Raw genomic sequence first — 12,337 nt, 5'->3', positions numbered from 1 at the left:
AGCGATCAGCCAACGCTTTTAGAGGGAGATACCTGTGACTGATACCAAGATCCTCACCACCGCCAGCGGCATTCCGGTGGCCGACAACCAGAATTCCCGCACCGCCGGTCCGCGCGGTCCGCTGATGCTCGACGACTTCCATCTGATCGAGAAGCTGGCGCATTTCAACCGTGAAGTCATTCCCGAGCGACGCGTGCATGCCAAGGGCTCCGCGGCCTATGGCACCTTTACCGTCACCCGGGACATCACGCACCTCAGCAGCGCCAGGCTGTTCGCCGAGGTGGGTAAGCGGACCGAGACCTTGCTGCGCTTTTCCACCGTGGGCGGTGAGCGCGGCTCGGCGGATACCGAGCGCGATCCCCGCGGTTTCGCCGTGAAGTTCTATACCGAAGAAGGCAACTGGGACATCGTCGGCAACAACACCCCGGTGTTCTTCATCCGCGATCCGTTGAAATTCCCCGACTTCATCCATACCCAGAAGCGCGATCCCTGGAGCAACCTGAAGAGTCCGCAAATGATGTGGGATTTCTGGTCGCTGTCGCCCGAATCGCTGCATCAGGTCACCATCCTGTTCTCCGATCGCGGCATTCCGGACGGCTATCGCTTCATGCATGGCTTCGGCAGCCATACCTTCAGCCTGATCAACGCCCAGGGCGAGCGGCACTTCGTGAAGTTTCACTTCAAGAGCCAGCAGGGGATCAAGAACCTGGCGCCGGCCGACGCGGCACGCCTGGCCGGTACCGATCCGGACTACAGCCAGCGCGACCTGTTCCAGGCCATCGAGCGCGGCGAATTCCCGCGCTGGACGCTGTGCATCCAGGTGATGAGCGAACAGGAAGCAGCTAGCCGTGCCGAGAATCCCTTCGACGTGACCAAGGTCTGGTCGCAGCAGGACTATCCGCTGCAGGAGGTGGGGGTGCTGGAGCTCAACCGTAATCCGCAGAACTACTTCGCCGAGGTGGAGCAGGCCTCCTTTGCGCCGAGCAACGTGGTGCCGGGCGTGGGGCTGTCGCCCGATCGCATGCTGCAGGGCAGGGTATTCGCCTATGCCGACGCCCAGCGCTACCGGGTGGGCACCAACTATCAGCAACTGCCGGTCAACGCACCCCGTTGCCCCTACGCCAACAACCAGCGTGACGGGGCCATGAGATTCGATGGCAATGGCGGTTCGCAGCCGAACTACGAGCCGAACAGCTATGGCCACACGCCCAAGCAGGCGCCCCAGTATCGCGAGCCGGCGCTGAATTTCGCCGGTCCGGCCGATCGCTACGATCACCGGGTGGACGCGGACTACTTCAGCCAGGCCGGAGCGCTGTTCCGCCTGATGAATGCCGACCAGCAGGCGCTGCTGATCGGCAACATCGTCGGCGCCCTGGGTACGGTGACCCGCGAGGTGCAGCTGCGGCAGATCGGTCACTTCCTCAAGGCCGATCCCGCCTATGGCGTGGGCGTGGCCAAGGGCCTGGGGATAGATCCTAGCGAAGTGGCCTGATCCAGAGGTAGAAAAGAGCCCGGCAACCGCCGGGCTTTTTGTCGTCCGCGAAAAAAGTGCGGGAAAGGCTGTCTCGGACGCCGCTTGCGACGTCGCAGTGCTAAGGTTCGCATCAAGCGCGAAAACACGAGGCTCGCTCTCCCGTCATGACTGTGTTTGGAGTGTCTTTGCGCCAGCTCTGGGCGCACGAAAAGGCCAGCTATGGCGTTCGCGTCTTTGTCGCCCTGAGCGGCGCCATGGCGGTCTGCTGGTCGCTGGGCGATCTGCGCGCGCTGTCGCCGGTATTCCTCGGCATCATCGCCAGCGCCCTGGCGGAAACCGACGACAGCTGGCTGGGGCGACTCAAGTCGCTGGCGGTGACGCTGCTGTGCTTTACCGTGGCGGCCTTCGCGGTCGAGCTGCTGTTTCCCTATCCCTGGATCTTCGTGGTGGGCCTGGGCCTGGCCACCTTCAGCCTGACGATGCTGGGCGCCATCGGCGAGCGCTACGCCTCGGTGGCCCAGGCCACGGTGATCCTGTCCATCTATGCCATGATCGGGGTGGATCAGCGCCTCGGCGCCCAGGTGCCGCTGTGGTACGAGCCGGCACACCTGCTGGCCGGGGCATTGTGGTACGGCCTGCTCTCGGTGCTCTGGTGCGCGCTCTTCGCCCACCAGCCGGTGCGACAGAATCTGTCCGCTCTCTATGGCGAACTGGGGACGCTACTCAGGCTCAAGGCCGAGATGCTCGAGCCGGTGCGCGGGGTGGACCTGCACCGGCGTCGGGTGCTGCTGGCCCAGCAGAACGGCAAGGTGGTGCAGGCGCTGAACCAGGCCAAGGCGACCATCCTCAATCGCTTCGGCCGCTCGGGACGGCCCGGTGCGCGTTCGGGGCGCTATTTCCGCCTGTATTTCATGGCGCAGGACATCCACGAGCGCGCCAGCTCTTCGCACTATCCCTACAGTGCCCTGACCGAGGCCTTCTTTCACAGCGACATCCTCTTTCGCTGCCAGCGCCTGCTCAAGTTGCAGGCCACGGCCTGCCTGAACATGGGCGAGGCGATCCGGCTCGGACAGCCTTTCGAATACGGCCAGCAGAGTCAGCAGGGCCTGACCGATCTGCAGGCCTCGCTGGAGTATCTCAAGCAGCAGCAGAATCCGCGCTGGCGGGGCCTGCTGCGCTCCCTGGACCTGCTCGGACACAATCTTTCGACCCTGGAGCGACAATTCTCCGAGGCCGGCAACAGCGACTCGGGGGCGGCGGATCTGGATACCAGCCTGCTGGATCCGGCGGCACGCTCCCTCCGCGAGGTGTTCCAGCGTATCCGCCTGCAGCTGACCCCGACCTCGCTGCTGTTCCGCCATGGCCTGCGCATGGCGCTGGCGCTGATGGCCGGCTATGGCGTGCTGCACCTGATCCACCCAGTGAATGGCTACTGGATCCTCTTGACTACGGTGTTCGTCTGCCGGCCGCAGTACGGAGCGACCCGGGTGCGGCTGGTGCAGCGGATCGTGGGTACGGTGATCGGGCTGTTGCTGGGCAGCGCCCTGCTGGAGCTGTTCGGGCAGCCGGAGATCCAGCTCTTGCTGGCGCTGGTGGGCGGCCTGGTGTTCTTTATCACCCGGACGGATCGCTACACCGTCGCCACCGCTGCCATCACCCTCATGGTGCTGTTCTGCTTCAACCAGGTGGGCAACGGTTTCATGCTGATCTGGCCGCGGCTGCTGGATACCCTGCTGGGCTGCCTGATCGCGGTACTGGCGGTGTTCTTCGTCCTGCCGGACTGGCAGGGGCGGCGGCTGCACCAGGTGATGGCCAATACCCTGCGTACCAATGCGCTCTATCTGCGCCGACTGCACGAGCAGTACCGCACCGGCAAGCGTGACGATCTCGACTACCGGGTGGCGCGGCGCAACGCCCACAACGCCGATGCGACGCTGTCGGCCGCGCTGGCCAACATGCTGCGCGATCCCGGACACTTCCGCCGTAACCTGGAAGCGGGCTTTCGCTATCTGGCGCTGTCCAACACCCTGCTGGGCTACCTGTCGGCCCTGGGCGCCCATCGCCGCCAGCTGGAGGCGGCCGAGCACGATGCCCTGGTGGAGCGCGCCGTGACCCGCATCGCCGAGGGTATGGAATCCATCGCGGCGGCGGTGGCGGAACGCCGCAGTCTGCCGCCGACCGCCGAGGAGGAGACCAGCCTGGCCGATGAGCTGGAGGCTGCGGCCGAGGACAACGACGACGGCTACCGGCTGGTGTGCACCCAGCTGGCGCTGATCTGCCGCCTGCTGCCCAATCTCAAGAGCGCCGCCAACCATACCCTGCGCGAACAAACCCGCGAGCAACCGGCCGCAGGTACCGCCGATGCTTGAGCAAGGTTGGCGCGACGCGCTATGTTGACCGATGTCCGTCGAGTCTTTCGACGCCTGTTTATGCTGGTTTGAAGGCTGTTCCAACACATGCGTATGCGTCTTCTAGTAGTGGGCGGGGAGAGCGCCCTGGGCAAGGCGCTACTCGCCGCCGGTGCCGAAGCGGGCATCGAATTCGTCGCCCCCGAGACTCCCACGGAGGGCTGGTACGCCGCCGGGCTGACCGAGGTCCTCGACCGGGTCCGACCAGGGGCGGTGATCAATCTCGCCTATTACCACGACTGGCTGCAGGCCGCGGACTTCGATCCGGCGCTGATGCAGCGTCAGGCGCTGGCCGTGCAACGCCTGGCCGGCCTCTGCCAGCACTATCAGATTCCGCTGATCCAGCCGTCCAGCTATCAGCTGTTCGATGGCTCGCGCGTGGCCGGCTATAGTGAAAAGGATCTTCCGCGGCCCCCCGGGGCACGGGGCGAGGCGCTCTGGCGGGTCGAGCAGCTGGTGCGGGCGCTGTGCCCGATGCACATCCTGCTGCGCCTGGGCTGGGTCCTGGATGACTCCTGGGACGGTCGCCTGGGGCGGTTGCTGCGGCAGCTGGGCACCGAGCAGGTGGTGCCGATGGCGGGCGACCGGCGCGGCAATCCGACCACCGTGGGCGATGCCGCCCGGGTGCTGCTGGCTGTGGTCAAGCAGCTCGACTGCGGCGCACCGCTCTGGGGGACCTATCACTACGGCGCCCAGGAAGCGGTGTCGGAGTTGGGTCTGGCCGAGACCGTCGCCCAGCTCTGGCAGGAATTCGACCGGCCGGTGCGCTGCGAGTGGCAGGAGGTGACGCACCTCGAGCGTGCGGATGCCGCGGAAGAGCCACAACAGGGGGTGTTGATCAGTCGCAAGCTGCTCAACACCTTTGGCATCAAGGCGCGGCGCTGGCAGCAGGAGCTGCCGGCGCTGTTGCAGGGCTTTCGGCAGGACGAGGTAGGTTTAGATGAGTGATGCGCCCATTCTGATCACTGGCGGTGCCGGTTTCATCGGCTCCCACCTGGCGGACGCGCTGCTGGCGCGGGGCAGGCGGGTGCGGGTGCTGGACGACCTGAGCACCGGCAAGCGCGAGAATCTGCCGCTGGACGACGACCGCATCGAATTGCGGGTGGGAGACGTGGCCGATGTCGCGACCCTGGAAGCGGCGATGGCCGGCTGCGCGGCGGTGGTGCACCTGGCCGCGGTGGCCTCGGTGCAGGCGTCGGTGGAGGACCCGGTGGGCACCCACAGGGCCAACTTCATCGGCACCCTGAATCTGTGCGAGGCTATGCGCAAGGCCGGGATCAAGCGGGTGGTCTATGCCTCCAGCGCGGCGGTCTATGGCGCCAACGGCCAGGGGCAGGCCATCGACGAGGAGTTGCCCAAGGCGCCGCTGACGCCCTATGCGGCGGACAAGCTGGCGGGCGAATACTACTTCGACTTCTATCGTCGCGAGCACGGTCTGGAGCCGGCGATCTTCCGCTTCTTCAACATCTATGGTCCGCGTCAGGATCCGTCTTCGCCCTATTCGGGGGTGATCAGCATCTTCACCGAACGCGCCCGCCGGCAGACGCCGATCACGGTGTTCGGTGACGGCGAGCAGACCCGCGATTTCGTCTATGTCGCCGATCTGGTGGGCATCCTGGTACAGGCGCTGGAAGCCCCCGAGGTGGCGGCTGGGGCGGTGAACGTGGGACGCGGCGAGACCATCAGCCTGAACGGCCTGCTGGCGGAGATCGGCCAGGTGCTGGGTGGCCTGCCGCCGGTGACCCACGGCGCGGCGCGGGCCGGGGACATCCGCCATTCGAAGGCGGACAACCGCCGCCTGCGCGAGCGCTTCGATTTCAGTCAGCCCACGAGCATGGGCACGGGGCTGGCAGCACTGCTGCGGGATTAGTGGACGCGGCCAGGGGCAATCCCTGGCCGGTTGGGCGTCGACGCTGAAGCTGCCCAGCGCCAACCTGCGGGCGAGTGGCCTGCGCTGGCCTAGAAGCGATAGCCCAGGCCGACCATGTAGACCCAGGGATCCACGTCCAGATCGACCTTGGCGCGGGCGCCGAGGGCGGTGTTGTCGACATGGGCGGTGGTGGCGATGTCGATATAGCGGATCTGGGCGTTGAGCATCACCCGGTCGGTGAGCATGAGATCTGCGCCGACCTGGGCGGACCAGCCCCAGGAGTTGTCGGCGCGGAAGTTGTCGAAGCCGGCCGCGCTGGCGCCGCTGCCGACGTGCTCGTCGTAGATCCAGGTGTAGTTGAGGCCGGCGCCGACATAGGGCTGGAACGTCGCCTTGGCGTCCAGCGGGTAGTAGACCAGGCTCAGGGTCGGCGGTAGGTGCTTGAGGCTGCCGAGCTTGCCGTTGGCGGCGTCCAGCCCGGTGCCCTTGATGTTGACCTGGTGCTCGAAGGGCGTGGCCGCCAGCAATTCGAGGCCCAGGTGGTCGGTGAGCATGTAGGCGACGTTCAGCCCCAGCTGGGTGTCGCTGTCCATGGTCGCCTTGCCGCCCAGATTGGCGCCGCTCAGGGCGCCTCGGTCGATCTTGACGTCGGAGCTGCGCTCGTGGGGATCCACGGTGATGGCGCCGGCGCGCAGGATGATGTCGCCGGCCTGGTGGGCCTGGGCGAAGGGGGCGGCCAGGGCGAGGGCGAGCAGGCTGAGACGGAAGAGGGGACGCATGGCGAGGGCTCCGAAGGCATTGAAAAAGGGCTGGGAGCAGCCTAGCGAAGCTGAAACGGCGGACTCTTGATCTCGCTCAAGGGTGGGGCAGATCGCCTCAGGAACCGTCGCCCTTGAGAATGTAGGGCTGGATGCGTTGGGCCTGCAGCCAATAGCCGGCGACGGCCACCTCGCTGCGCTGGCTGCCCACGCCCAGGCGGCCTTCCACCCAGTAGGGCAGGTGCAGTTTGGACAGCCAGAGGTCGTGGCTGCCTTTCACGTAGACGATCTGGTTGCCCGGCGGCGGCGGTACGTGGATGCAGGCGCCGTAATAGGGGACCAGCAGGAATTCGGTGACCTCGCCCTCGTCGGTGACCATCAGCGGCACCACGTAACCGGGCAGGCGCACCTCCTGGCCATCCAGGGCGGCCACCGTGGGGGCGTCCGGCCAGGGCTGGCTGGCGGCCGGGCCGTCTTCGCCGAGGCCGTGGTCGACGCTGCCGGGATTGAAGCGCGGCGCATCGGCCGGCACCAGTTCGCGCCAGGCGAGTTGGCGAGGTTCGGCCTGGGCCCAGGGCAGCCAGCAGAGCAACAGCAGGAGCGCCAGGCGCATGGTGGGGCCTCGTCTAGAGTCGCACGGACAACCCGTCCGTGAGGGCCTGGCGACAGCCGCGCCAGGCCGGGATGCAGCCGAGCACCAGGGCTGCGAGCAGGATACCGCCGAGCAGTTGCCCATCGTAGAGCGAGGGCCAGTCCAGCGGCAATGCCAGGCCGTATTCCGCCAGCAGCCAGGGCCGGCCCAGGGCGATGGCGCCATAGAGCAGCGCCAGCCCGGCGAGACAGCCGGCCAGGGTGAGGGTCAGGGCCTCTGCCAGCAACAAGCCGAACAGGTGGCGCGGCTGGGCGCCCACCGAGCGCAGGATGGCCATCTCCCGGCGTCTTTCGTTGAGGCTGGCGAGCAGGGCGGTGAGCATGCCCACCAGCCCGGTGAGCACCACGCACAGCGACATCACCAGCAGCGCCTGTTCCGCCGTGCCGAGCAGGCCCCAGAGCTCCTGCAGGGCCACGCCGGGCAGGATGGCCAGCAGCGGCTCGCCACGGTACTCGTTGACCGCGCGCTGCACGGCAAAGGTGGCCACCCGACTCTTGAGGCCGACCAGGGCGGCGGTCAGGTCCTGGGGCGTGAGATCGCGCCGGCGCACCTCGGCGTCGCTCAGCGAAGGCCCGGGCAGGCCGCCGCGCCAGTCCAGGTGCAGGGCGGTCATGCCGCTCAGCGGGATGTGCAGGGTGCGATCGACCGGGGTGCCGGTGGGAGCGAGGATGCCGACCACGGTGAAGGGGTGGTCGCTGTGCTCGGTCAGACTGATGGTGGCGACGCCATGGGCCAGCACGACCTTGTCGCCCAGCCGATAGTGCAGCGCCTTGGCTACCTCGGCGCCCAGCACCACCTCGAAGACGTCGGCGAAGGGCCGGCCCTGGGCCAGCCGCAGCGGCTGGTTGCGCCCGTAGTGGTAGTGGGTGAAGTAGTTGCCGTCGGTACCCAGCACCCGGTAGCCGCGGTGGGAATCGCCCAGGGACAGCGGGATGGTCCAGGCGACGCGGGGATCGGCGGCGAGCTTCTCGTAGCTCTCCCAGCGGATGTTGTTGGTGGCGTTGCCGATGCGGAACACCGAGTAGAGCAGCAGGTTGACCGCGCCGGAACGCGCGCCCACCACCAGGTCGGTACCGGCGATGGTGCTGGCGAAACTGGCCTTGGCCTCGGTGCGCAGGCGTTCGACACCCAGCAGCAGGGCCACCGAGACGGCGATGGTGAAGACGGTGAGCAGGGCGGTGGCGCGGCGATTGCGCAGGCTGGCCCAGGCCAGTTGCAGGAGCGGCATCCTAGGTCTCCGGCCGGGCGGCGTTGAGCTGGGCCAGGGTCAGGTGGCGGTCGAAGCGACTGGCCAGACTGCGGTCGTGGCTGACGAACAGCAGGCCGGCACCGGCGGCGGCGCACTCGGCGAACAGCAGTTGCAGGAAGGCATCGCGGTGGTCGCTGTCCAGCGCCGAGGTGGGTTCGTCAGCGATCACCAGTTCCGGCTGGCCGATCAGGGCGCGGGCGGCGGCGACGCGCTGCTGCTGGCCGATGGAGAGTTCGCGGGCCGGACGGCGGGGCAGCGCGGGATCGCTCAGCCCCAGGGCGCGGAGCAGGGTCAGGGCCGCGCCCTGGGGATCGCCATGCCGCGCCGAAGCGCGCTCGCGGCGCAGCGCCGAGAACTGGCAGGGCAACAGGACGTTGTCCAAGACCGAGAGAAAGGGCAGCAGATTGAATTGCTGGAAGAGAAAGCCGGTGTGGTCGACGCGAAAACGGTCGCGCCGGGCGGTGGCGAGGGCTCCCAGGTCCTGACCGAGCAGGCGCACCTGGCCGCGACTGGGGCGCTGCACGCCGCCGAGCAGGCCGAGCAGGGTGGTCTTGCCGCTGCCGGAAGGGCCTTCGAGAAACAGCGCCTCGCCGGGCGCCAGCTGGAAGTGCCGGATGTCCAGGCATTCCGCCTGGCCCGGCCAGGCGAAGCCGAGGTCCTGGATCTCGACCAAGGGGGCAGAGGTCACGACCGTCCTACCACTTGAGCTGCGGTTGCCGGGCGGTCAGTTCGGCGCCCTGCTGGCCGCTGGCGACGATGGCCTGGACCTCGACGCTGTGACTGTTGGGGAAGCGGGCGAACCAGCCGGAGAGATCCAGGCTGGCGAGCGCGCCCGGCTTGCTGCAGTTGAAGCTCATGCTGGCCTCCACGTCGAGATGGCCGCTGGCGCTGGAATCCTTGGCAAACAGCGGGCTGATGGCGCTGGCTTCGGTCAGGCGGCAATCGGCGGCGGCGGGCAGCTTCACCAGGGCCTGGGGATTTTCCAGACTCTGGCGCAGGGCGGCGACGGCGTCTTCTTCCTGTCGATTGCGCGGGGCATGTTCGAAGCCCAGCAGATCGGCCGCCGGACTGCGCCACTGGAGTTCCAGGCCGCTGTCGGTCTGGGCCACGTCGAGGTGGGATTCGCCGTGTACATGGGCGCCCAGGGCGCCGTGCTCGTGTTCGTCATGGTCGTCATCGGTACCATGAGCAAAGGCCGGTTGGGCGAGCACGGCGGCAAGACAGAGGGTCAGCAGGGGCAGGCGCATGGTGGACTTCCAAAGGGTGGAGAGGCGCTATGTTATGTTGTTGCATTTATGCGCTGCAACCTCGGTTTGGCGTGGGCCGATGGCTGTGGGAGCATGGGCCTCTGCACGACGAGGAGAACACCATGGTACGCATTCGCGGAACCATCGGCAGCCAGCCCGTGGATCTCACGGTGGAACTGGAGGAGGCCGACTGGCAACGCCTGGCCGCCGCCCTGCGGCCGACCGAGGCGCCCCTGCCTGCCGCGGCCGTGAGCGCCGCACCCAGCGGACCCAAGTCGGGTGGCGACATGCTCTGGGATCAGGTGGTGAAGCTGCTCAGCTCCGCCGGACGGCTCAGCGGGCCGGACATCCTCGTGGCGCTGGAAAAGCTCACCGGCAATCTGGGCGTGGCCAAGCAGCTGCTGGTGCGGCTGAGGCACAGTCCCCAGGTGCGTATGGAGCGGGTGGGGGAGGCGCAGTTCTATATCTGGCAGGGGTGAGGCTGGAGCGGGGGAGTGGAAAACGCTGCGCGGTTTTCCACGCTACCGAATGTCCACCGCGCTGGAAGGACGCCCGCAGTGGATAAGGCTGCGTCCGAGGCGACGCAGCCATTGTCGACCGGCGCTTAGTACAGCGCCTGGTACAGGCGGCGGCGATAGGTGGCGACCAGCGGGTGGTCGTTGCCCAGCAGATCGAAGACCTGCACCAGGGTCTTGCGTGGCAGATCGTCGCCGTAGCCGCGATTACGGCGGAACAGCTCCAGCAGGCCATCCAGTGCCGGTTCGTATTGCTGGCGGGCCAGTTGCTGCACGGCCAGTTGGTAGGCGGCCTCGTCGTCGCCGGCATCGCGAGCCAGGCGGCTCTTGAGGTCGGCGACCTCGGGCAGGCTGGCGGCCTGGCGCAGGAAGGTCAGCTGGGCACGGGCACCAGCCAGAGCCTGCTTGTGTTCGTCACCCTTGACCGCGTCCAGCACGGCCTGGGCATCGTCCAGTTCATTGCGCTCGGCCAGGCAGCGGGCATAGAGGATCAGCGCCAGGGCGTCGCTGTTGTCTTCTTCCAGCACGGCCTTGAGCAGCGCCTCGGCTTCGGCGAAACGACCCTCGGCGAACAAGGCCTGGGCGGCGTCCAGCGGATCTTCCTCGGCCGGCGGCAGGGCCTGGACATGGGGTTCGAGCAGGGCGCGGATGGCCGATTCCGGCTGGGCGCCGGCGAAGCCGTCGACCGGCTGGCCATCCTTGAACAGCACCACGGTGGGCAGGCTGCGGATGCCGAATCTCATCACCAGTTCCTGCTCGATGTCGCAGTTGACCTTGGCCAGGTGCAGAGCGCCGCCATAGGACTCGGTGATCTTGGCCAGCAGCGGCATCAGCACCTTGCAGGGCGCGCACCACTCGGCCCAGAAGTCCACCAGCACCGGGGTGCTGAAGGAGGCATCGATGACCTGTTGCTGGAAGGTGTCGAGGGTGGCGTCGAAAATGTAGGGGACCTGGCTCATGGCGGACTCGGCAGACGAAAGTTGCACTATAGGTGGGGGCGCCGGGCTTGGAAACAAGGCGGGCCGGCTCAGCCCCGATAGAGCGCCACGCGGCGGAATTCGTCCGGCTCGGCCAGATCCGGCAGGGTGCAGGCCTGGAGCATGGCGACGCGGGTGAAGCCGGGGTGGGCGAGATCGCGTACCCGCGAATCGGCCAGCAGGATCCGCTCGGCGCGCGCCTGCAGGAGGTCCAGCAGGGGCAGATTGGCACGGTCGTAGAGGACGTCGGCGGCCAGGATGAGATCGAAGCGCTCGGTGCTGGCAGAGAAATCGTCCAGCGTCTCGATCTGCACGGCGTTGGCCTGGGCATTGGCGCGACAGGCCGCCAGGGCCAGGGGATCGAGGTCGCAGCAGACCACCCGCGCCGCGCCGGCCCGGGCGGCGGCGAGTCCGGCGATGCCCGAGCCGCTGCCGAAATCCAGGACCTGGCGCCCGGCAACGTGCTCGGGATGGGCGACGATCCAGCGCGCCAGGGCCAGGCCACTGGCCCAGCAGAAGGCCCAGTAGGGTGGTGCCTCCAGCAGGCGCTGGGTTTCCGCGGGGGAAAAGGCCCGCGCCATGTTGGCCGGATCGATCAACCACAGCGACAGGTCGCTGTCGGGCAACGCCTGCAGACAGAGACGGGCGTCGCCGAGCAGAGCCGTCAGGGCGGCGACGAGGTCGGCCGGGGGCGTCACGGGGTCTGGTTCAGCACCAGTTCGCCGAGATTCTGCGTGGTCGGTCCGCCGACATTCACCGGCGGCAGATAGCTGGCCAGCTGACCGGCCTGGATCAGGCGCGCGTGGAATTCCACCTTGAGATCCGGGCGGGTGGGAAAGATCTCGGGATTGAAGGGCAGGCGGAAGGCCAGGGGCGCGCCCTTGCCGGTCACCGTCTCGCTGGCCAGCAGGCGCTGCGGCAGGCCCTTGGCATTGACCGCCAGCAGGGCGATCTCCACCTGGGCGCCGGCCGGGACCAGGCCCTGGGCATTGCGCAGCACCCCGGAGATCTCGCGCAGATTGGCCGGGGTGGGAGCGCCGGCCACCGGGACCGGCTCGTCGGCCGGGGTGGTGGGCTGCGGCGGCGTGGTTTCGGGTGGGCTGGAGCAGGCCACGAGCAGACCGGTGAGCAGCAGGGGCAGGAGGACGCGTGGGGTCATGGCGGGATCCGGAGGTCGCCGCCGGCGA

General features: G+C 67.8%; 13 protein-coding genes. 5 read left to right on the top strand and 8 right to left on the bottom strand.

Annotation, left to right across the window (positions count from 1 at the left end; translation table 11 throughout):
- Positions 1-34 precede the first annotated feature (34 nt).
- The 4 genes from OXS31_RS08125 (at position 35) to OXS31_RS08110 (ending at position 5,752) form a co-directional block, all read left to right on the top strand.
- The gene (locus OXS31_RS08125; RefSeq protein ID WP_042137282.1) at positions 35-1,492 is read left to right on the top strand and encodes a catalase; all 1,458 of its coding nucleotides are present in this window, start codon (positions 35-37) and stop codon (positions 1,490-1,492) included.
- Between the two features lie 146 nt (positions 1,493-1,638).
- Entirely contained in the window at positions 1,639-3,843 is a 2,205-nt protein-coding gene (gene yccS, locus OXS31_RS08120) for a YccS family putative transporter (RefSeq protein WP_027599180.1), read from the top strand.
- An 87-nt stretch (positions 3,844-3,930) separates the two neighbouring features.
- Positions 3,931-4,830 (top strand): sugar nucleotide-binding protein, encoded by a 900-nt coding sequence (locus OXS31_RS08115; protein WP_267398649.1) that lies wholly within the window; start codon positions 3,931-3,933, stop codon positions 4,828-4,830.
- Entirely contained in the window at positions 4,823-5,752 is a 930-nt protein-coding gene (locus OXS31_RS08110; protein ID WP_042137286.1) for an NAD-dependent epimerase/dehydratase family protein, read from the top strand. Before OXS31_RS08115 ends, OXS31_RS08110 begins: the two co-directional genes overlap by 8 nt.
- Before the next feature lie 89 nt (positions 5,753-5,841).
- Here the strand turns inward: OXS31_RS08110 and OXS31_RS08105 are convergent, their stop codons facing one another.
- From OXS31_RS08105 to OXS31_RS08085, 5 genes are all read right to left on the bottom strand, one after another.
- Complete coding sequence (locus OXS31_RS08105; RefSeq protein ID WP_027601114.1) at positions 5,842-6,531, bottom strand: OmpW family outer membrane protein; 690 nt, start codon at positions 6,529-6,531, stop codon at positions 5,842-5,844.
- A gap of 97 nt (positions 6,532-6,628) precedes the next feature.
- Positions 6,629-7,123 (bottom strand): DUF3299 domain-containing protein, encoded by a 495-nt coding sequence (locus tag OXS31_RS08100; protein WP_007161221.1) that lies wholly within the window; start codon positions 7,121-7,123, stop codon positions 6,629-6,631.
- Positions 7,124-7,136: 13 nt separating this feature from the next.
- The gene (locus OXS31_RS08095; protein WP_027599176.1) at positions 7,137-8,390 is read right to left on the bottom strand and encodes an ABC transporter permease; all 1,254 of its coding nucleotides are present in this window, start codon (positions 8,388-8,390) and stop codon (positions 7,137-7,139) included.
- 1 nt (position 8,391) lies between these two features.
- Positions 8,392-9,099: an ABC transporter ATP-binding protein gene (locus OXS31_RS08090; protein WP_027601111.1), complete on the bottom strand. Its 708-nt coding sequence runs from the start codon at positions 9,097-9,099 to the stop codon at positions 8,392-8,394.
- A gap of 7 nt (positions 9,100-9,106) precedes the next feature.
- The gene (locus OXS31_RS08085; RefSeq protein WP_027599174.1) at positions 9,107-9,658 is read right to left on the bottom strand and encodes a DUF2796 domain-containing protein; all 552 of its coding nucleotides are present in this window, start codon (positions 9,656-9,658) and stop codon (positions 9,107-9,109) included.
- Positions 9,659-9,780: 122 nt separating this feature from the next.
- Here OXS31_RS08085 and OXS31_RS08080 point away from each other — a divergent pair, with 122 nt between their 5' ends.
- Entirely contained in the window at positions 9,781-10,137 is a 357-nt protein-coding gene (locus OXS31_RS08080; RefSeq protein ID WP_007161217.1) for a hypothetical protein, read from the top strand.
- Between the two features lie 125 nt (positions 10,138-10,262).
- Here OXS31_RS08080 and trxA read toward each other — a convergent pair whose 3' ends face one another.
- The 3 genes from trxA to OXS31_RS08065 form a co-directional block, all read right to left on the bottom strand.
- Complete coding sequence (trxA, locus tag OXS31_RS08075) at positions 10,263-11,132, bottom strand: thioredoxin (RefSeq protein WP_007161216.1); 870 nt, start codon at positions 11,130-11,132, stop codon at positions 10,263-10,265.
- 68 nt (positions 11,133-11,200) lie between these two features.
- Entirely contained in the window at positions 11,201-11,848 is a 648-nt protein-coding gene (locus OXS31_RS08070) for a 50S ribosomal protein L11 methyltransferase (protein ID WP_042137291.1), read from the bottom strand.
- Complete coding sequence (locus OXS31_RS08065; protein ID WP_027599172.1) at positions 11,845-12,309, bottom strand: YbaY family lipoprotein; 465 nt, start codon at positions 12,307-12,309, stop codon at positions 11,845-11,847. Before OXS31_RS08065 ends, OXS31_RS08070 begins: the two co-directional genes overlap by 4 nt.
- Positions 12,310-12,337: the final 28 nt, after the last annotated feature.

It is taken from the genome of Pseudomonas sp. GM_Psu_1, assembly GCF_026544185.1.
GTDB lineage: Bacteria > Pseudomonadota > Gammaproteobacteria > Pseudomonadales > Pseudomonadaceae > Chryseomonas > Chryseomonas oryzihabitans.
Note: the sequence above shows the minus strand (reverse complement) of the source record. Positions and strands in the feature narration are given on the sequence as shown.

Excerpts from the sequence above, each read along its gene's own strand:
- OXS31_RS08065 (WP_027599172.1), bottom strand. The coding sequence starts at position 12,309 with ATGACCCCACGCGTCCTCCTGCCCCTGCTGCTCACCGGTCTGCTCGTG.
- OXS31_RS08085 (WP_027599174.1), bottom strand. The coding sequence starts at position 9,658 with ATGCGCCTGCCCCTGCTGACCCTCTGTCTTGCCGCCGTGCTCGCCCAA.
- OXS31_RS08115 (WP_267398649.1), top strand. The coding sequence starts at position 3,931 with ATGCGTATGCGTCTTCTAGTAGTGGGCGGGGAGAGCGCCCTGGGCAAG.
- OXS31_RS08110 (WP_042137286.1), top strand. The coding sequence starts at position 4,823 with ATGAGTGATGCGCCCATTCTGATCACTGGCGGTGCCGGTTTCATCGGC.
- OXS31_RS08080 (WP_007161217.1), top strand. The coding sequence starts at position 9,781 with ATGGTACGCATTCGCGGAACCATCGGCAGCCAGCCCGTGGATCTCACG.
- OXS31_RS08105 (WP_027601114.1), bottom strand. The coding sequence starts at position 6,531 with ATGCGTCCCCTCTTCCGTCTCAGCCTGCTCGCCCTCGCCCTGGCCGCC.
- yccS (WP_027599180.1), top strand. The coding sequence starts at position 1,639 with ATGACTGTGTTTGGAGTGTCTTTGCGCCAGCTCTGGGCGCACGAAAAG.
- OXS31_RS08100 (WP_007161221.1), bottom strand. The coding sequence starts at position 7,123 with ATGCGCCTGGCGCTCCTGCTGTTGCTCTGCTGGCTGCCCTGGGCCCAG.
- OXS31_RS08095 (WP_027599176.1), bottom strand. The coding sequence starts at position 8,390 with ATGCCGCTCCTGCAACTGGCCTGGGCCAGCCTGCGCAATCGCCGCGCC.
- trxA (WP_007161216.1), bottom strand. The coding sequence starts at position 11,132 with ATGAGCCAGGTCCCCTACATTTTCGACGCCACCCTCGACACCTTCCAG.